Raw genomic sequence first — 18259 nt, forward strand, 5'->3', positions numbered from 1 at the left:
GCTACGGCGTTGCCTGGACGCTGCTGCACCTCATCGAGACGGGCCCGAACCCGGTGCTGACCACCAAGCCCGCGCCCGACGCCAACGAGTGGCACCACAGCCTCTGGACGAGGGCCGTGAATGCCGGCCTCGTGTCCGAGGACTTGACGAGTTAGCAGGTGAGGTGTCTGGCCTGGGCCGGAGCGATCAGCGCTCCTCTTCCCCGTGAGTCCCCGACAGATGCCACCGCAGCGGGCACGCAACGGGCACGGCTAGGTTGCCCTCATGCCTGAGATTAGGCCGACGGACCCCGAAGCCGAGAGGGCGAGAGGGCGCGCCCCGCTGTGGCTGGACGCGGAGGATCTTCGTCGGCTTGCATCCCATTGCTGCTGCTCCGAGGACACTCCGGAGGAAGATCGTGAACAGTGCGGGCCCATCCGCTTCCGGGCGTCGGCCGCGCTCCACAAGCACGGCCTGAGCCGCTGACTGCTGTCGGCGGTCGAGAAAACCGTCGTGGCAGCGATGTCACCGTGGGTTCAAATCCCACACCCACCGCAGGTGAGCGGCCCCTGACCAGGCAAGGCGGTCAGGGGTCGTCGCCATTAGCGCTCCCCGTGAATGACCGCAGTTCCCTGTCACTTCCCGGTCGATCGGGCACGCAAGGGGCACGACCCTCTACGGGAGCGACACCTCGTGCTCAAGGTCGCACGCGTCGTCTCTCAGGTGCAGTCTGCGAAGATCCTGTAGCTCGTCCACTGGAAAGGGGTGTTGTACCCACTTCGCTCGGTACCCGTCCTCGCCATGGAGCCGTAGGACTGCCTGGGCTGCTTCCATGACTGCGTGACCAAGGGCGCTGCGGGGTTGGGGTTGAGCTCCAAGACAGCTCGCCTTGATCGTCGGGCAGATCGAAGCTCTTGAACATGTCGGGGAACCGATAGATCGCGATCTCGACGTCGGTTCCACGGCTTCGGAGGACCCACCTCACCTCGACCGGTTCCAGGTCGAAGGAGAAACGTTGGACTGGGGTTGTTCCGTAGAGGCCTGAGACGCCACTGAGCAGATCAGCGAGAGCATTCGTGCAGTAGCTGACATGGTCCGTTCGCTCCGACGCCCCGTCCGCGATACGGCACCTCGCCCAACCAGCCCCGGTCAGATCCCAACTGAATTGGAGATCGCTCGGCAATCTGTTTCCCTCCCGTGTGATTGTCTGGCGAGACGGTACAACGAGGTCGGCGTAGCGGCTTTGGGCTGGAGCTGCCATGGGGCGAGAGATCATGGCCCCTTACGCTGGCCGCGAATCGGGCTGGCTCCTGGCCTGCCCGCAATAGCCCGATCAGGGCCATGATCTTCGAGGCTCGCCCCATGGTGGCTGCGTAAAGCCCAAGACCGGGAAGTTAGGGCTGTTCGGGGTTGGTTCGGCGGCTTGACGTGGGAACGGAGCCCGGCGCGAACTGTGAGTGTCGAGGTCACGGTTCGAGGGGGCTCCGTTGTCTGTTCAGTGTGCCACCGGCGGCGTGGTTGGGCACCGGCCGTGGGTGTGGATGCCCGGTCATTTAGGGGTGTTGACGCAGTGGGTTCCGCCGTCGCTGGTGGACGAGGTGGTCCATGCGGCGGGCCGGAAGGAGCGTCGGGTGCGGCTGCTGCCGGCCCGTGTGGTGGTGTATTTCGTGCCGGCCATGGCGCTGTTCACCGACTGCGGATACCGCGGGGTGTGGGCGACATTGACGGCCGGACAGTCGCTTCGGGTGCGATGCGACGCCGTGTCCTATGCGGTGCCGGGACCGTCGAGGAAGCGAAGCAGCACGGCGGCCTCCGCGCGGAGCCGCGCGGCTCGGTCAGCGTGCGCGGGCGCAGTCAACTGCGCCGCAACCTCCAGTCGCTCGGCGGCCTCGGCGCGCACGACATCCACCACACTGCGCTCGCTCAGCTCACGCCGCGCCGCTTCGGTGACACCGACACCAACCGGCGACTCCTCAAGGGCCAAGCCGCGGAGCTCAGCTTCGCCGACGGGCACCGCCTCAGCGTTGTCCAGCGCAGCAAGTGTTGCGCGCAAGGCGCTCACCGCGGCCTTGTCACGGGCACGCATCGCTGCCGGCAGTGCTTGACGCATACGAAGACGTATAGACATGCCGGTGACCTTATGGCGGCGCCCCTGGACCCACAACGCGATATACGTGCAGCACCAGCCTTACCGCCAACTGAGGCCGCCGCCGTGGACAGCGGCGCCACCGTGCTGGAGCCGTCCACCGTGATCGTTCCGGTGAGCTTGTCGCCACCCTCCGAGCCCACGTCGGCACCGCCGCACCCATTCGCGGCCGCCACCACAGCGGCCACCAGCGCCACCGGAGCCGTGGCCCGACGCAATGAAGTGGCAAAGTCCACGTCACACTCGATCCGTGAAGACGGGCCTCCCTGCCGACACGATGGCTTGCAGGTCCCTGAGCTGTCGGAACGCTTGGATTCCATTCCAGTGTCGGGCGGAATGGAGTGAGCGGCGACGTGGAGCGGGCGGAAGCAGTCCTACGGCCTCAACCATCAGGACCTTGACGAGCCGGACGACGCCATTGCCTGCATCGCCGTCCGGCCCGACCCACTGCGACCTGCAAGTCCGCGTCCGCAGCGAGCAGCAGACACCCGAGTGGAAGGCCCGCTACGCGGTCCGCTCCGGAGTGGAGGGCACCATCAACGAGTTCGCCCACGGACACGGCATGCGCCGCTGCCGCTACCGAGGACGGCCGAAAGCCCACCTGCAACACGTACTCACGGTCATCGCCATGAACATCGAACGCCTCAGCAGCCGGTCAGTGACCGAGGAAGCCTCTTCACCGAGACCGCCGACCGCCTTCCAGACCTTCCTGGACCGGAACAAGATTCCCCGGCCGAAGTCCTGGCGCACCCTCAGCAACTGAGCCCGACCATCCAAGATCCCCGACAGAGTCAAGCTGAAATGCTGCGGCCACGCAGAGGAGGCATCAGGCGGCACGCCTCCCCCTTGCGGGCAGGCGCGCCCGAGAGGACGGGCGAGCGGCGGGCCACTCGCCCGTCCCGACCGGGGCCCGCCGCACCAGGCCCCGGTCGACCGCCAGGCTCCGACCAAAAGCGGCGCCTGACGGTGGACATTTCCAACCCGCCCTCGGGCAGGAACTGCCGGACACCATCCCCTCATCGCCGAAGCCGAGACCAAGGGGCGTACCGGCGCACCAGGGCGCCGTCGGCAGGCGAGAACAGACCCATCGTGGGCGGCTCCTGAGCAGGGAAGATGGTGACGCCCCGGCGCCGCGTCAGCCCGCGGGCCGGGCCCGGCGGCACGGGCGCGACAAGCGGAGTTTTTCGCAACTCGACCGCCAACGCCGTGATGCCCGCAAGCCTTCCGCGAGAGCCCACGACCTGGCCCGGCGACCAGAACGGCAGGTCGGCGAGGTCGACGGATCGGCCGTTTCCTGGGGAAACGGCCGCCTTTCCTGCGACGTGCGCGGGCGTCTGGATGCGACTCGATCACGTGGGATTCAGCGGGGTGATGCCCGTTCCCACGTACAGCTCGGGCTCAAGTGACAGAACCGTGAGCGGCTCACCCGCCTTGACCGCCTGCCAGGCGATCGCCGCCGCGTGACCCACCGGCCAGTCCACGCTCGGCCAGTCCATCGCATCGACGGCGTGCGCTGTGCTGAAGGGGACATTCTCCGCGAACCGCAGCGACGCTGCGTGCTTGCCCGCTCCTGCAACCTGACGCTCGGCAGCCAGGACGGACAGCGACGGGACGAGGACGCGGCCGGTGCCGCGCGAGGCCTCGATGTACAGGCCGGTGAGGAACGGGTCCGCCCGATACAGGGCGGTCAACGCGGTGTGATCCAGGACGGCCGTCAGATTCATGCGGCGGCGCCGCCCTGATGGGCGCGGATCTTGGCCCAGGCGTCTTGGCCAGCCTGCTCGACCTGCTCGGTGTACTCGATGCCGAGCTCCCGAGCAGCCTCGAGGGCGCGCTGCTCCCGCTCGGCAGCCGTGAGCTCCCGGGTAGCGAGCTCCTCCAGCAGCTCCGTGATGGTGGTGCCGCGCTCGTCGGCGAGGGCGCGCAGCCGGTCGCGTACGGCCTCGCTGGTCTTGATGCTCGTCGGCTTACTCATGCAGATGATTCTACCGCCGGTAGAGCTCACCGGCCTGTCTCTCTGAGCCTTTCAGCTGGCGGATCAGCGGCTGAGTTGGCGGCCTCAGGGCTTCACCTGCCGGGGCCCCGGTCCCCCAGGAGGCCGCCCGCGGTGCCGGCGCTGACGGCGGTGACGATGGGCCCCAAGCGCACGACCGCGGCAGTGGCGCTCGCGCTGGCGGTCAGCGTGACCACGGCCACCTACAACCAGGCATGGGGCACCCTGCAGGTCTATACCAACTTCCTGGCCCTGACTCTCGTCTCCGTAGCCGGTTTCATCACGAGTAGCGCCGTGCGTGCGTACAGGCGGAGCGAGCTCGACCAGGTCCGCCGGATCGCCGTGTGCGCGCAGGAAGTCATTCTGCGACCGGTCCCCGAGCGCTTGGGCCGGTGCGGGCAGCCAGCCTGTGTCTCGCTGCCGGGACCGGGGCACAGGTCGGCGGTGATCTCTACGAGGCTGTTCAGACGCGGTACGGCGTCCGGATGATCGTGGGGAACGTCCGCAGCAAGGGCCTGCATGCCATGCGCGCGGTCGCGGTGGCGCTAGGCGCATTCCGGGTGGTTGTGCACTACGAGGACGACCTGGTGAGGGTCATGAACCACTGCGCGGCCGCGCTGCGCCGGGAGGCCGCTATCCCGAGGAAGCCCTGATGGAGGGATTCACCACCGCGCTCATCACCCAGGTGCCGAACGACGAACCCCTGGTGCAGCTGGTCAACCGCGGCCATCCGCCGCCGCTGGTACTCCACGAGGGCCGAACCCAGGCTTTCATGCCCACCTCGCCGCTTCCGCCTCTGGGCCTGGAAGACCTGACTACCGGCCCTCCCGCGAAGCCGGAGAGTTATCCGTTCGTCGCCGGCCACCGCCTACTCCTCTACACCGACGGCGTGACCGAAGCCCGCAACCCCGGCAACGACTTCTTCCCCCTGCCGGAGACCATCGGGTCGATCTGCTCCAGCACCACCCCTCGGGAGTTTCTTGAGCAACGGCACCAGGCATTGATCCGCCAGACCGAAGGCCACTTGGCGGACGATGTGACCATGATCCTTGTCGACCGGCTCGACGAAAGAGCCGGCATGCCGGTCATCTGAAACCGTTGGTCAGTCGTTGGGCAGCGTGCAGATACTCACGGTGATGACGCGTGACGCGGAGCCCCATGTGCACCTACCGCAAGTGGGTGGGCTCTACGCGAGCAACCCGAGCGTAATCATCCGTCTCATCGAGGAAGCCGACGGCCGTCAGCGTGTGCGGAAGACCTGGATCGCACTCCGGGAGGCCGAAGGGGCAGGCGCCGGTATTGGACGCTTAGAGTCCGACGCGTAGGGTGGCGGCCCATGACTACTGAGAGCACCAAGGTCATCACCAACAACCCCGAAGAGGAGCAAGAAGAGACCACGGATCCTGTACAGCCCGGGAAGCCCTCCCTCGACAAGGACGCAGACGAGAAGGGGCTGGACGTCGGCACCTACGACGACGCGAATGACACCGACCCCCTGGACAACTCGACCGGCATAGCCCCCGCCGGCGGTTTCGCGGCAGGTGCAGCCGCCGTCGTGAGCGCCGGGCTGGGGCTCTGTTCCCTCACCGGCACCCCCCTCAGCGACATGCTTCGCTCCCGCAAGGAGCTGATCGGCCAGATCGAGGCCGGCACCGGCGGTGGTGTCGACCAGATCGAGGCCTTCTACGGCGCCCCCTGGCACACCGCGGCCCTCCTGAACGGCATCTTCGCCCTGGCCGCCGTTGTCATCGGCGGGGTGCTGCTGGCCATGCACGCCGGGCGGGCCAGCACGCGCCCATGGGTGAAGGCCGTCGCCCTGGGCGGCGTCGTTCTCGGCGCGATCGGGCTGCTCGTAGCCGGCGGCATGTACCTCGATCTGTTCGCGAGCGCTCCCGAGCTGCCCACTTCCCCACGTCCCAACTGAGTCCACCGCTCCAGGGCTGCGCTCCGTCGCCTGTAGCGGGTAGTGCGGCCGGTCGAGCAGCGACAGTGACTGCGACCGGACGGCCTTGGCCTTCAACCTGGGCCTGTTGACATCGAGCCGGCCGGAGAGACCGTGCTGCATGCACAGGGGGCAGACTGGTGGAGGCACTTCCTGACTGGACGAGAAGGCTGAGGCACGCCGACCTGGTGCCGGCCGCCCGCGACCGGCCGCGTGCCGAATCGTGGGTCTCGTGATCTGCGGAGAGGAAGTGCCCGGCGCGCTGGCTGTCGCCGGACGGCCTGGTCGGCCACTGTCATGGTTGGCCGTGGCCGACCTCCGGGGGGCTCGGCCCACCAGGTCCTGCTGACCTGCGGCATAGACGCCGCGGTCAGCGGACCGGACGGGTAGTGGCGATGGTCGGCGACAGCGTCAACTACACGGCTGCGCCGACCCGGGCCGACCTGGCGCCGGCGATGGTGGCGAGACTCCTTGAGTTCGGTGGGACTGTCGTACCAAGGCCAACCGATCCGCGCATATCCGGCTCGGGGACGTCAGTCCCATCAACAGACGCGGTCGCCGGCGCGGAGTCAGCGGGCTGACGAACCTGGACGACGACTGGGTTCGAGTAGAACCACAGATCGCTCCAAGGGCTCTCGAGCCCGTCAGCGAGCGGTTCGACCTCGTCGGTGCTGGTGCCGCGCACCCGGGCGTAGAGGTCGCCCTCCACGTCGTGCAGGGTGTGCCGGATGACGTACTCCTTGCCCTGCCTGCGCCAGTCGCTCGGCCCGAACCACGCCACGACCTTCGTGTTCGGGTTGGTGTCGAGCGCGCTCGGACCGCTGATCTCGCCGACGATCAGGTCGACGCGTCGGACCTCCGGACGGTCACCGTTGGCGTTCTTGCCTTCCAGTGGCCGGAACCTGATCTCGACCTCGACGTCCGTGCGGTGGCGGCGGCTGACGGTCAGCGTCTCACCCATGGCGGCGTCGCTACCGCGGCTGCTCGCTGTGAGGTCGAGGCTGGTGATCAGATCCCCGGTGCCGACCCAGACCCGTCCGTTGCGGAGTCCGTCCATGATGTCGGCGTAGTCCTGCCTGGCCAGCACATGGGTCTTGCTGTACTCGCCCGGCCAGAAGTCTGCGCCACCGCGCGTCCAGTGCACGTGCGAGTCCGAGGTCGCGGTGATCCAACAGCGCCGTCCTCCGCCCAGCAGCGAATCCCGGAGCCCGCCGACGCGAGCCGTCATCTGGTCGAAGCCACCACGGGTCGGGTAGTCGCCGTAGCCTCCGCGGGCTCCTCCGTTGAGCGGGGCGGCCTGATGGCCGGGAGCCCTCTCGAAGCCCACGTAGATCTCCGGTGCGACGTTGTTGCCGTTGCGGAACTCGCGGGGCGTGTCCTGCCCGTAGACGCCAAGTCCGGTCGCCGACCGGGAAGTGTGGTGGGCGATCACCAGCGGCTTCTGCCTCATGTCCTTGGCGGCCTTCAGGAACTCGATCATCTTGGCCTCTGTGTCGCGACCGGGATCAGCGGGGAAGGGATCGCGCTTGGCGAACCGGCTCTCCAGCTCGAACAGCTGCTGCGCCTCATCGCGGTGGTGAGGAATCATCAGCGTGTGGTGGTCCAGGGCCGGGGCATCGAACTCCATACCCCAGAACTGGAGAACCTCCGGCACGAGCACACGTGAGCGCAGGAGGTCGGGGTACGCCTGCTCGAGGTTCACCTTCGAGCACCGGGAAACGACATTGCCGCGCCAGGCCGAGTCCGGCGACCCTGTGGGCCTGCCGGTTCTGGGTGTTCGCTCGATTCGGCCGCGCTTGCCCGATCGGAAGAAGGAGCCAACCCGTGGTGTGGATGGTCGGAGCAGGCATGCTCATGGGAGTGCTGGCGATCAGGGCCGGCCTGCGAGCACCGCCACACATAGCAATTGGGCCCGATCTCCAGTACAGGGGATTGAGCCCAGCCGCCAACCGCTGTCTGACGCGCCGCGCGCGCCCTGCCCCAGCCCTGCCAGGGTCTCCACGGCCCAAGCTGCTTCCACCAACGCGACAGGCCCGGACACCGCGCGGAGCAGCGTGGTGTGGCCGAAGCCCGCCCGGGACAGTGCCTCTGCAAGCGGGCCGAGATGCTGGTGGCCGTCCGGCCCGGTGCAGCGATCGAGTGCGTCCTGCACCTCGGCGGTGTGGACAGCGGGGTCCGCCCGTACAGCGTCCAGCAGTTCCGCCGCGCGAACGAGCGGCCTGGACCACGCGGCGAACGGGAAGTCGTCCGATGCGGGCTCCCGCAGGGAGTACAGCGGCATCCCGTCGCGATCGTGCTGCGTCACTGCCCGGCAGCCCTCGGGCCGAACCGTCCACTCGATTCCCGTGCCGCGAAGATCCCGCAGGTCGAACCAGTCCCGCGTCTCCTCCCGCACGCTTACCGCTCCCGATGTGGGCCGTACCGCGGCGAAGGCCGCGTCCGCCAGCGGCGTGATCGCGTCCAGGTCTTCGGCCTCGGACAGGAAGGCAAAACGCAGCAGCAACGCCAGCACCGGGCCCGGATGCCGCAGCACCGGGTCGTACAGGGCCGCCGCGCGGCACAGCAGGTCCAGTTCCGGCCAGGGCATGACGTGGGGGTGGAAGTGCGCCATGTCATCCCAGCCCACGGTCTCGGCCTCCGCAGACTCCGGCGACAGGACGGCCAGATCGACGTAACCGACGCCCGGTTCGAATCCGAGCCGCAGACCCAGACCCAGACCGCGATCCAGCAAGAAATCCGCCCGGAAGACCTCTTCCTCCGCCTCCTCATATGCCCCCATCGCCTCGTCGTCGAAGAGATACAGGGGCCAGAAGTCCGGCTCCGCCATTCGAGCGGCCAGATCGTCGTCAAGGGGCATGTGGGCACGCTATCGGGGCTCAGCGAAGTTAGTGGGGGTCGGGCTGGCACAGCGCTCCACTTGGCCATTCGGAGACACGGCCGTCTCGGCCGGCCCCACGGCTGGGTCAGCCCGGCTTGACCGCCAGCGTCGCAAAATAGTTCGACATGTATTGAGCGGATGCGTTGGATTGGTGCGGCGCTTCCGCGAAGCCGGTGAGGACGAACCCCGCGGCGAGTTGCCCGCCGATCTGGTCGGTGAGGGTGTGGCTGTATTCAAGAGGGGCATCCGCGCCGAACTTCGTGGCGCGTTCCTCGGCGGAGTACTGCGTGACATCGCTGTAGGGCAGCTTGTGCACGACGATCAGCTCGCCGCGCTCGTCGAGCGCCTCGTGGTCGAACAAGTACACATCAGGGTTGAGAAAGCCCACGAGCAGAGTTCCGCCCGGTCGCAGGACGCGGAAGCACTCACGCCACACCGGTGCCAAGTCTGGTACGAATAGGTTAGAGACCGGATGGAATACGACGTCGAATGTTGCGTCGCCGAAGGCGCTGAGGTCGCGCATGTCGCCTAGGACGGTGCGCAGCTCGAGTCCGTCGCGCACCGCCACCATCTGGTCCTGGCCGAGCTGGCGGGGTGAGTTGTCGAATACGGTGACCCGCGCCCCTGCGGCGGCGAGGATCGGACCCTGCTGGCCACCGCCGGAGGCCAGGCACAACACGTCCTTGCCGGTCAGGTCCGTCGGCAGCCAGGAGCGGTCGACTGGCTCACGCCCGATGAGAACAATCGACCAGTCGCCCATGCGGGCGCGCTCGACATCCTCAGTACTCACCGGCCTCGACCACTCGTTGCCCTCTTGGACATACTTGTCCCAGGCTGCCCGATTGTGAGCAACGGGGTCGACAACAATCTCCTGCACGTTTAACTCCCTGCTACAGCCAAAGCGGACACCTGCGGTACTGACAGTTCGGTGCCGCTAGCCAACACGATTGCAGGGTGCGGGCTCAACGAAATTAGCGGGCATCGAGGTGTCCACGGGCTCGACGGGTGGTCGCGCAGCGGGTGCGTAAGCGCTGGTTGCCGGGGTTGCGGAAGCCGTAGGCGTCGCGGGCGATGGTCTTGATGACCCGGTTGGTGCCTTTGGAGCCAGCGTTGGTGATCCCAGTGTGCAGGAACGCAAGGATCTCTGGCCACCATGTCTCGACGGTTGTGGCCAGGCGCTGCAGTTCGGAAAGGTCGGCGTCGGCGCATCGGCGGTAGAACCGGTACAGCAGATCGCGGACCTGTTCCCGGTCCGGGCGGGTCCGGGCGGTGGCAAGCAGGTCCAGGAGGTCTTCCTTGGCGTTCCACGCAACGGTGATCGGCGCGCCGATCACCCTGGGCAGGTTGGACAGCTCGTCGAGGAGAGCGTCGACGTGCTCGCCGCGCATCCGGGCGGCGGAGCGGGTGAGCCGGTTGCGCAGTTCCCACTCGCGGTTGCCCTTGCCGCGGTGGGTCACCCGCCGGCCCTTCGACCGCCGCGCCCGGGTGCCGCAGTCTGGGCAGTGGCGTGCCCGCTCATCAGCGGTGACCAGGTGCACCACCGGCCCGTCGGTGTCGCCGGCGACCCCGACCACGGCCAGGCCGTCAAGGCCCAACAACCGCGTCGTATCGTTTGCCACGTCCGTTGCTCTTCTGTTGTGATCATCTTGCTTCGACAACAACATGATCCACGAGAGCTGCGGGCATCTATCAGTCAGGGTCCACAGTGGAACCCCGTCCGGCGCTCAAACCCCCACCAATTTCGAAGAGCCGCTATCGGTAGGGTCCGACATGACCCTCGCGCTGGGATCCCCACCGCAGCTCATCGCGCTCTCTGGCGGGGAACGATCACTGGCCAGACGGGGAATGATCTTTGAAGAGCCGAATCGCTGCTGATCAGACCCTCTCGTGAACGCCCCATCCCGGCCGGGAACACGAGATGCTCAGGGCCCGCGAGGCCGGACTGGGCGTGACGGCAGGCCCGACGGACGACCGGGAGACCCGGGCGGGCTGGGAGGATTCCGCCGTCCCGCCCAAGTGTCCGGGTGACTATCTGCGATGCCTGAAGCGGCTGTTCGCGGAGTTCAACTACAACCACCGTTCGCTGTACGGGCAAATTCGGACAGGTTTGTGTGCACACGCGCATCCCGTTCGAGATCAGGACGGCGAAGGGCCCTGCGGACTTCCGTCGCTTCCCTTAGGAGCCGCCGACCTCGTCGTCTCCTACGGCGGCGCGTGTAGATGGGGCAGATCGGTCGTGCCGGGCGAGCCGGCGCGGGGAGATGTGGCTACGGTCGGCGTCCGCGCGGCCTTGGTTGATGTACTTGTGCAGGAGGTTGAGGCAGCCCTCGTAGCCGAGGGCCTTGATCTCTTCGAAGAGGTGCTTGACGGGCACGGCGGGGTCCTCGCCCCGGCGTTAGCGCAGGTGCTCGCGGTAGGCTGAGGTGTTCCTGCTACCCGCCAACTCGCCCGACCTCAACCCCGTCGAGTGGGTATGGGCACACGTCAAACGCAGCCTGGCCATCGTCGCCCTCGACCGGCTCGAAACCCTCGTACGCAACCGACTCAAACGCCCCCAGTACCGCCCCGACACCCTCGACGGCTTCATAGCCGGCACCGGCCTGACCCTCCACGACCCAACGTCACCTTGACCAGCCGAAGTCAGTAGTGCCGTTGCCCAGCTGCCCTTCAGTTCCGTCACCCCAGGCATGTACGGTGCCGTCCTCCAGCAGCGCCAGACTGAAATACCGGCCGACGGCGACCACCCCTCGGACATACCCGCTGATCAACGACTTCCGTCGGTGCCCCGAACCGGCCGCGCAGACCGGGCGTCGACAGACGTCCGGGAGCGGTCGACGAACACCAGGCGCGGTTGCGGAGAGGTCGGGGATTCCCGTCCCCGGAAGCGTGGCGTGCGGGCGCCGAGGTCTGGCCCCATGCTGGTAAGGAGGAGGGTGAGGCAACGGAGGGAGTGGTGGGGATGCAGACAGTCGTGGACCTCACGCGCTGCCAGGGCTATGCGCAATGCGTCTTCCTCGCGCCGGGAATTTTCGAGCTGCACGGGGAGGAGGGGTTGCTGTACGCCACAGCCGTCCCCGTCGACCAGGTGGAGCGCGTGCGCCAGGCCGCGGCGGCGTGCCCGGTGCAGGCGATCCTCCTCGGGGAAGAGGTGAGCGGCAGTGCCCGGTGACCTCAAGGACGGCCGTATCGTCATCGTCGGCGCGTCGCTGGCGGGGCTCAGGTCCGCTGAGGCGCTGCGTGAGGAGGGCTTCACCGGTTCCCTGACCGTGGTCGGGGACGAACCTCACCCGCCCTACGACCGGCCGCCGCTGTCCAAGCAGGTGCTGCTCGGGCAGGCGACGGCGGACACCACCGGGCTGCCGATGCGCCGGGATCCGGGCGCCGAGTGGCGGCTGGGCGTACGCGCCACCGGCGTGGACCTGCTCGCGAAACAGGTGCTGCTGGAGGATGGCGCGTCGCTGCCGTACGACCGGCTGCTGATCGCCACCGGCACCCGCGCGCGGCCTTGGCCCAACCCCGAGGAGGCCTCCCTAAACGGGGTATTCACCCTGCGCACCCGCGAGGACGCCGGGCTACTGGCCGAGCGGCTGGCCGCCGGGCCGGAACGAGTGCTGGTGATCGGCGGCGGCTTCACCGGCTCGGAGATCGCCTCGGCCTGCCGGGAGCGGGGGCTGGAGGTCACGGTCGCCGAACGGGGCCCGGCGCCGCTGGTGGGCGCCCTCGGCGGCACCCTGTCGAAGCTCGCGGCCGTCATGCACCGCAAACACGGCGTCGACCTGCGCACCGGGGTGACGGTCACCGCACTGCACGGGAACGGGAACGGCAGCTTCGCCGGCGCGCAGCTGTCCGACGGCAGCCGCGTCGACGCCGACGTCTGCGTCGTGGCGCTGGGCGCGATCCGCAACGTCGAGTGGCTGGCGGAGTCCGGGCTGGCGGCGGGCCCGCGCGGGATCGCCTGCGACGCCGGCTGCCGCGCCTTCACCATGTACGGGATCGTCACCGACGATATCTTCGTGGCCGGCGACGTCTCCCGCTTCCCCCACCCGCTGTTCGGCTACCAGATGCTGTCCCTCGAGCACTGGGGCAACGCGGTCGAGCAGGCCGAGGTGGCGGCACACAACATGGTCAGTCCCTGGCCCCTGCAGCGCCCGCACCTGGCCATCCCGACGTTCTGGTCGACCCAGTTCGGGCTCAACATCAAGTCGGTTGGCGTGCCCACCTACTCCGACCACGTGGTCATCGCCCAGGGCTCCCTGGAGGCGCGCCGCCTGGCCATGGTCTACGGCTACCAAGGGCGGGTCACCGCAGCGGTCACCGTCGACATGGCCAAGTCGCTCGACTACTACAAGCACCTGATCGAGACGGCCGCTCCGTTCCCGCCCCCGCCCGGCGCGGCGGACCGCGCGATCGCAGCCGATGTCACGATCCCGTCCGACGTGCCGGATCCTTCCGTGCTCTCCCACGGCCCCACCGTGGCGCTCACCGGGTATCTGCCCGACCGCCGGCTGACCCTGGTGCAGCCCCCGCGCTGACCCGCGTCCCGTCCCACGACTCCCACCACGAGGAGCCATCATGGACTCCGAGACCCTGCTGGCACGGATCACCGACTACGCCAACCGCCCCAACCCCTACCCGCTGTACACGGAACTCCGGGAGGCCGGTCCCGTGGTACAGCAGGCGGACGGCAGCTGCCTGGTCGGCGGCTACCACCAGATCGCCGCTCTGCTCCACGACCCGCGGATGAGTGCCGACCCCCGCACCCGTGGCCAGGTGACCCACATGCCGCCGTTCCTGCGGCTCGACGACCCGGAACACCACCGGCTGCGCACGCTGGCCATGCGCCCGTTCGGCCCGCCGCACAGCCCGGGGCGGGTCGATGCCATGCGCGGCGAGATCGACCGGATCACCAAGGAACTGCTGGACACCTTCGAAGCCGGCCAGCAGATCGACATCGTCGACGACTTCGCCTACCCGCTGCCCATCTCCGTGATCTGCCGACTGCTCGGCGTGCCGCGCGAGGACGAGCCGCTGTTCCGGGCCTGGTCCGACACTCTGGTCGCAGCCGCCGACGTCAGGCCGGACGAGGACACCTCCGAGACGGACAAGGCAGGCGACCAGGCACGGACCGAGATGGGCGGATACCTGGTGAACCTCGCCGAACAGCGCCGTGGCAAGCCGAGCGACGACATGCTCTCCGCCTTCGTCAACGAGCAGGATCCGGCCCTGCGGCTCACCCAGGAGGAACTCGCGGAAACCGCCGTGCTACTGCTCATCGCGGGACACGAGACCACGGTCAACCTGATCACCAACGGGGTACTCACCCTGCTGCGCCAGCCCGAGCACCTGGAGCACCTGCGGCGCGACCCCGGCCTGCTGCCGCAAGCAGTGGAGGAACTCCTGCGCTACGAACCCCCGGTCCACATGCGCGAGCGCATCCCGCTCGCCGACATCGACGTCGCCGGCGCCACGCTTGCCCAGGGCACCTCCGTCATCCTGGTGCTTGCCTCGGGCAACCGCGACCCCAGACGCTTCCACGATCCCGACGGGTTCGACCCCACCCGCCCGGACAACCAGCACCTCGGTTTCGGCAGCGGCATCCACCTATGCTACGGCGCACCGCTCGCCCGCATCGAGGCCCAGGCCGCGCTCGGCGCTCTGCTCTCCCTGCTCGGCACGGCACGCCTGGTCCAGGACCCGCCCCCCTACCGCCAAAACGCCATGCTCCGCGGACCCCGCCACCTGCCCATCCAACTTTGAATCCTCCCCTCCCTGAAGGACTCCGTTGGGAAATACGCAAACCGGATGGTGTGATTCTGTTGTCAGGCGGCGAGTTGGAGTCGGGCGAGGTGTGAGGTGCGGGTTCCGCCGAGGGGTGTTTCGCTGAGCCAGGCGTCGAGTCTGATGATGCTGATGGCGGTGGCGGCGAAGATGTGTCCGAGGCGGGTGGGTCTTGGGCAGGCCCGTGTATCGGGTCCGGCGGATGCGGGTGCGCCGGACGGCCTGGGAGATGGTGCCCTCCACCCCGGCACGGATGTTGTAGCGCTGCTGCCACTCGTCGGTGAGCTGTTCGCGGCGCCGGTCTTCCAGTGCTGCCTGCTGGTCTTGGGGCAGCAGGGTCAGGCTGCGGCCCCACTTGCCGCTCGCGGCCCTGGTGCACTCCCGACGGCAAACTCATCTGGGCCGAACAGCAACTGACACCCGGCCCATGAGACCAACCGCCCGAGCTCACCCACGCGTTGCCGGGCGGCTCGCGATCGACCCGAACAATTTCCCCCACGTCGGCAACTCTTGAGCAGCACCTCGCGTACCGGCCCAGTGAACTTCACCTGATTTCTCCCAGGAGGCCCCGGCCTTCAGGGCTCCGTTGGGAAAGGGACGAACCGCTGGCCATGGGGGTCGCTATGACTCACGGACCCGCAGGTCAAGTGATCCACTCACAGCCAGAGTGAGAGCCAGGATGTCCGCCCTGTCCATTTACCAACGGAGTCCTTCAGGCCGGGGAGGAATGGGTCCTCGGCGCGGAGCCGCGAAGCGGCGGAGGTCTCTGCGCATTGGTCGTGGCCTGTGCTTTCGGCTGTTGTCGGTGGTGGCGGTTAGGTTGACGGGGTGAAGGTCGTGGTGCAGGTGAAGCTGTTGCCGTCGCCGGAGGTGGCGGCGGCTTTGGCGGCGACCCTGGCCGTGTGCAACCGGGCTGCTGATGCCGCATCGGCGGTGGCGTATGAGACGGGCACCACCACCCGCAACGAGCTGCAAAAGCTCGTCTATGCCCGCTTGAAGGCGGAGTTCGGGCTTGCTGCCCAGCCGGCCGTGCGGGTGGTGAAGAAGGTCGTGGACGCCTACGCCACGTTGCGCGCCAACATCCGGGCGGGAAACCTGGGTCCGGCCACCTCGAAGCGACGCAGCCGGGCGGAGTCGAAGCCGGTCGTCTTCCGGCCTGATGCGGCCCAGCCGTACGACGACCGGATCCTGTCCTGGCAGCACGACGCGCAGACGGTTAGCATCTGGACGGTGGCCGGGCGGATCAGGAACGTCCGGTACACCGGGCACCCCGGCCAGTTGGCGATGCTCGAGAAATGCCGGCGGGGCGAGTCGGATCTCGTGCACCGGGACGGCATGTGGTTCCTGGTCGCCACCTGTGACATCCCGGAAGCGCCGCTCAATACTGACCCGGTGGACTGGGTGGGGGTGGACCGGGGGATTACCAACCTCGCCACCACGTCCGACGGCGACAATTACCAGGGCCGTCGTCTTGGCCGCTACCGGCGCTGGCACGCCCGCAAGCGAGCCGAACTCCAGGCGAAGCAGACCCGCTCCGCCACCCGACGGGCCAAACGCCGGGCGAAGAAGGAAGCCCGGCATGCCGCCCATGTCAACCACAGGATCAGTAAGGAGATCGCGGCCGTCGCTGGGGGTACCTCCCAGGCGAAGCGCTGGGGGAGCACCGGACGCGGAATCGCCCTCGAAGAACTGAGTGGCATCCGTGACCGGGTACGGCCTTTCCGCGACCAGCGGGCCGCGCTCTCCTCCTGGCCGTTCCACCAGCTCGAAGAACACATCCGCTACAAGGCCCGGCGGGCCGGAGTGCCGGTGATCTCGGTGGACGCCCACTACACCTCGCAGATGTGCCCCCGATGCGGACACACCGCAAGAAACAACCGTCCCACCCGGGACACCTTCTCCTGTCGTCGGTGCGGGCTCGCCGGCCCCGCCGACCACGTCGCCGGGGTCAACGTACGCAACCGTGCACGCTCGGCGTGGGTTCTCGTCAACGGACCCGTACCACAAAAGGCATGAACACCTCCCTTTTTGCTGGTAGATGCGACCCGTGACCGTCCCGTCGTAGGGGGCAGTCGGGAGCGCGACAAGGCGCAAACGACAGAGCCAACACGCTCGGTCGTTTTACGGCCGAGAAGTTGACGTACGGATCCGGCCTGTACGCCGACGCCGATCCCCTCCCGGGCCACACTGCCGTCTTCCACTACGGCCACGAACAGGGGTTCTCCGTCGCCGTCCACCTCACCAGCTCAGGGCTCCGCATCATCTGCCTGTCCAACCAGGCGTCACAGGTACAGCGACTCGGCCGGCACCGCGGCGCTCGCCGTTCCCGCGGTCACAGCCCTCAGCCTCACCGGCCACACAGTGGGCGCGGCAGCTGTCGCAACGATCGCGGCGGCAGCCTGCCTGCCCGCCACCATCCACATCACTGTGAGAACCACTTCCACCGATAGCCGCAGCACAGCAGGCAGCACCCCGGCACCCGACCTCCGGGATCAGGCGCATCGCGACCAGGAAGTGCACCCCGACCGGCGACGGCAGATCCCGCAGCCGCCGCTGGGCCGCGCGCGTCTCCTCCAGGACAGCGTCCACCGGCTCGAAGGGCAGGAAGGGAGTCGGGCCGCCCACATGTCCGGCCGCGAACCCGCCCAGCGGCGAGGGTGATTTCCCGCCAGAGCGTCACCATCGTGGGCGGAGAGGCCGGATCGAGAGACAACGTGGCTCCATGAGCAGGACGTCTTGGTCGGCACCTGTCTCAACGGAGCCGCGTTGCGCGTTCTGGAGATCACGGGCGCCTTGGTCTCGCCTTGCACACCCGGCCCGAGCGCCAACTACCCGGCCTTGGGGAAACTTCAGCAGGATGTAGCGAGGAACCCCGGGCGTTCACAACTCCGTTGGCAAATGCGGCGGGGACTGGAAACGGAGCGCCAGCCACCGCGCCAGTCCTCGACCCTGCTCAGTATCACGGTTTCATGGGCGAGCGGCAGATCGTGTGAGTCCGGTATCCCGCCGTGTCCGGCCGTCCGCTGGCGGGTGCTGCCGGGAGCGGTGGAGAAGGGGCAGCGCGATCAGGGGGAAGATAACCACGGAGAGCAGCCCGGCGGCGACGAGCGCGGACGCGTTCTCGGGGCGTATGGCGTCGAGTTTCAGGCCGATGGTCGCTGCGGCCACGATGACCGGCAGTGATGTGGCCTGGAGCAGGGCGCCGGCCGCGACTTCCGGCCAGGAGAGTCCGGTTGCGCGGTACAGGAGTGCCGGAAGGCCGCGGACCAGCAACAGCGCGGCCAGGAACATCGGCACCCGGAGGATGGTCCCGGCATCCTCGAACAGGGCGCCGAGGTTGAACTGGATACCGCTTGTCACGAAGAACACGGGAACGAGGAATCCGTAGCCGAGGCCGGCGAGCTTCATGTGGAAACGGGGGTGGGACCGTTCGGCGTGGGGGTCGACAAGCCGGAGGACGGCACCTGCGACGAAGGCGCCGAGGATGGCCTCGAAGCCCAGGTGGAGCGCCATCGCCGAGAGGCCGACGACCAGCAGCATCGC

19 protein-coding genes and 5 pseudogenes are annotated in these 18259 nt (G+C 68.2%); 12 read left to right on the forward strand and 12 right to left on the reverse strand.

The window, feature by feature from the left end:
* Window positions 1-1520: 1520 nt before the first annotated feature.
* A pseudogene (locus tag ABT078_RS40375) lies at window positions 1521-1688 on the forward strand (transposase domain-containing protein); the annotation flags it as partial.
* Between the two features lie 56 nt (window positions 1689-1744).
* On the opposite strand, the gene ABT078_RS40380 reads toward ABT078_RS40375, so the two are convergent.
* Complete coding sequence (locus ABT078_RS40380) at window positions 1745-2065, reverse strand: hypothetical protein (protein WP_351237129.1); 321 nt, start codon at window positions 2063-2065, stop codon at window positions 1745-1747.
* Between the two features lie 457 nt (window positions 2066-2522).
* Here ABT078_RS40380 and ABT078_RS40385 point away from each other — a divergent pair, with 457 nt between their 5' ends.
* Window positions 2523-2888 carry a transposase gene (locus ABT078_RS40385; RefSeq protein ID WP_351237094.1) on the forward strand — a complete coding sequence of 122 codons (366 nt, stop codon included), beginning with the start codon at window positions 2523-2525 and terminating at the stop codon, window positions 2886-2888.
* Between the two features lie 586 nt (window positions 2889-3474).
* Here the strand turns inward: ABT078_RS40385 and ABT078_RS40390 are convergent.
* Both ABT078_RS40390 and ABT078_RS40395 read right to left on the reverse strand, forming a co-directional pair.
* Entirely contained in the window at window positions 3475-3849 is a 375-nt protein-coding gene (locus ABT078_RS40390) for a PIN domain-containing protein (protein ID WP_351237096.1), read from the reverse strand.
* A complete protein-coding gene (locus ABT078_RS40395) occupies window positions 3846-4100 on the reverse strand; it encodes a hypothetical protein (RefSeq protein WP_351237098.1) in 255 nt (84 codons plus the stop codon). The genes ABT078_RS40390 and ABT078_RS40395 overlap by 4 nt, the downstream gene beginning before the upstream one ends.
* A 132-nt stretch (window positions 4101-4232) precedes the next feature.
* Between ABT078_RS40395 and ABT078_RS40400 the strand changes: the two genes are divergently transcribed.
* From ABT078_RS40400 to ABT078_RS40415, 4 genes are all read left to right on the forward strand, one after another.
* Window positions 4233-4607, forward strand: coding sequence for a hypothetical protein (locus ABT078_RS40400; RefSeq protein WP_351237100.1), 375 nt, complete (start codon window positions 4233-4235; stop codon window positions 4605-4607).
* Window positions 4604-4771: a hypothetical protein gene (locus ABT078_RS40405; RefSeq protein ID WP_351237102.1), complete on the forward strand. Its 168-nt coding sequence runs from the start codon at window positions 4604-4606 to the stop codon at window positions 4769-4771. The genes ABT078_RS40400 and ABT078_RS40405 overlap by 4 nt, the downstream gene beginning before the upstream one ends.
* Window positions 4771-5211: a PP2C family protein-serine/threonine phosphatase gene (locus ABT078_RS40410; RefSeq protein WP_351237104.1), complete on the forward strand. Its 441-nt coding sequence runs from the start codon at window positions 4771-4773 to the stop codon at window positions 5209-5211. The genes ABT078_RS40405 and ABT078_RS40410 overlap by 1 nt, the downstream gene beginning before the upstream one ends.
* Window positions 5212-5454: 243 nt before the next feature.
* Window positions 5455-6042 (forward strand): hypothetical protein, encoded by a 588-nt coding sequence (locus tag ABT078_RS40415; protein ID WP_351237105.1) that lies wholly within the window; start codon window positions 5455-5457, stop codon window positions 6040-6042.
* Window positions 6043-6475: 433 nt separating this feature from the next.
* Here the strand turns inward: ABT078_RS40415 and ABT078_RS40420 are convergent, their stop codons facing one another.
* From ABT078_RS40420 to ABT078_RS40435, 4 genes are all read right to left on the reverse strand, one after another.
* Window positions 6476-7762 carry a CehA/McbA family metallohydrolase domain-containing protein gene (locus ABT078_RS40420; protein WP_351237107.1) on the reverse strand — a complete coding sequence of 429 codons (1287 nt, stop codon included), beginning with the start codon at window positions 7760-7762 and terminating at the stop codon, window positions 6476-6478.
* Window positions 7763-7930: 168 nt separating this feature from the next.
* On the reverse strand, window positions 7931-8887 hold the full coding sequence (locus ABT078_RS40425) for a hypothetical protein (RefSeq protein ID WP_351237109.1): 957 nt from the start codon (window positions 8885-8887) through the stop codon (window positions 7931-7933).
* A 136-nt stretch (window positions 8888-9023) separates the two neighbouring features.
* Entirely contained in the window at window positions 9024-9815 is a 792-nt protein-coding gene (locus ABT078_RS40430) for a class I SAM-dependent methyltransferase (protein ID WP_351237111.1), read from the reverse strand.
* A gap of 94 nt (window positions 9816-9909) precedes the next feature.
* A complete protein-coding gene (locus ABT078_RS40435; protein WP_351237113.1) occupies window positions 9910-10602 on the reverse strand; it encodes a transposase in 693 nt (230 codons plus the stop codon).
* Window positions 10603-10838: 236 nt separating this feature from the next.
* Between ABT078_RS40435 and ABT078_RS40440 the strand changes: the two are divergent.
* Window positions 10839-11153 (forward strand): annotated as a pseudogene (locus tag ABT078_RS40440) (FAD-linked oxidase C-terminal domain-containing protein); the annotation flags it as partial.
* 24 nt (window positions 11154-11177) lie between these two features.
* On the opposite strand, the pseudogene ABT078_RS40445 reads toward ABT078_RS40440, so the two are convergent.
* Window positions 11178-11354: pseudogene (locus ABT078_RS40445) on the reverse strand (ISL3 family transposase); the annotation flags it as partial.
* Between the two features lie 7 nt (window positions 11355-11361).
* On the opposite strand from ABT078_RS40445, the pseudogene ABT078_RS40450 reads away from it, so the two are divergent.
* Window positions 11362-11568 (forward strand): annotated as a pseudogene (locus tag ABT078_RS40450) (IS630 family transposase); the annotation flags it as partial.
* Here the strand turns inward: ABT078_RS40450 and ABT078_RS40455 are convergent.
* Window positions 11560-11682 carry an RCC1 domain-containing protein gene (locus ABT078_RS40455; RefSeq protein ID WP_351237116.1) on the reverse strand — a complete coding sequence of 41 codons (123 nt, stop codon included), beginning with the start codon at window positions 11680-11682 and terminating at the stop codon, window positions 11560-11562. The pseudogene ABT078_RS40450 and the gene ABT078_RS40455 sit on opposite strands and share 9 nt — an antisense overlap.
* Window positions 11683-11897: 215 nt before the next feature.
* Between ABT078_RS40455 and ABT078_RS40460 the strand changes: the two genes are divergently transcribed.
* Genes ABT078_RS40460 through ABT078_RS40470 form a run of 3 tightly spaced genes read left to right on the forward strand, consistent with a single transcriptional unit; the run spans window position 11898 to window position 14695 of the window.
* Entirely contained in the window at window positions 11898-12107 is a 210-nt protein-coding gene (locus ABT078_RS40460; RefSeq protein ID WP_351237118.1) for a ferredoxin, read from the forward strand.
* Window positions 12097-13470 carry an NAD(P)/FAD-dependent oxidoreductase gene (locus ABT078_RS40465; RefSeq protein ID WP_351237120.1) on the forward strand — a complete coding sequence of 458 codons (1374 nt, stop codon included), beginning with the start codon at window positions 12097-12099 and terminating at the stop codon, window positions 13468-13470. The genes ABT078_RS40460 and ABT078_RS40465 overlap by 11 nt, the downstream gene beginning before the upstream one ends.
* 40 nt (window positions 13471-13510) lie before the next feature.
* Window positions 13511-14695 carry a cytochrome P450 gene (locus ABT078_RS40470; protein ID WP_351237122.1) on the forward strand — a complete coding sequence of 395 codons (1185 nt, stop codon included), beginning with the start codon at window positions 13511-13513 and terminating at the stop codon, window positions 14693-14695.
* Window positions 14696-14941: 246 nt separating this feature from the next.
* On the opposite strand, the pseudogene ABT078_RS40475 reads toward ABT078_RS40470, so the two are convergent.
* Window positions 14942-15058 (reverse strand): annotated as a pseudogene (locus ABT078_RS40475) (hypothetical protein); the annotation flags it as partial.
* A gap of 486 nt (window positions 15059-15544) precedes the next feature.
* Between ABT078_RS40475 and ABT078_RS40480 the strand changes: the two are divergent.
* On the forward strand, window positions 15545-16732 hold the full coding sequence (locus tag ABT078_RS40480) for an RNA-guided endonuclease InsQ/TnpB family protein (protein ID WP_351237124.1): 1188 nt from the start codon (window positions 15545-15547) through the stop codon (window positions 16730-16732).
* Between the two features lie 243 nt (window positions 16733-16975).
* Here ABT078_RS40480 and ABT078_RS40485 read toward each other — a convergent pair whose 3' ends face one another.
* Both ABT078_RS40485 and ABT078_RS40490 read right to left on the reverse strand, forming a co-directional pair.
* The gene (locus tag ABT078_RS40485; protein WP_351237126.1) at window positions 16976-17341 is read right to left on the reverse strand and encodes a transposase domain-containing protein; all 366 of its coding nucleotides are present in this window, start codon (window positions 17339-17341) and stop codon (window positions 16976-16978) included.
* A 342-nt stretch (window positions 17342-17683) separates the two neighbouring features.
* The coding region (locus ABT078_RS40490) for a cation:proton antiporter (RefSeq protein ID WP_351237127.1) at window positions 17684-18259 on the reverse strand (576 nt) is incomplete at its 5' end.

This window comes from Streptomyces sp. NPDC002133 (genome assembly GCF_040296405.1).
Lineage (GTDB): Bacteria > Actinomycetota > Actinomycetes > Streptomycetales > Streptomycetaceae > Streptomyces.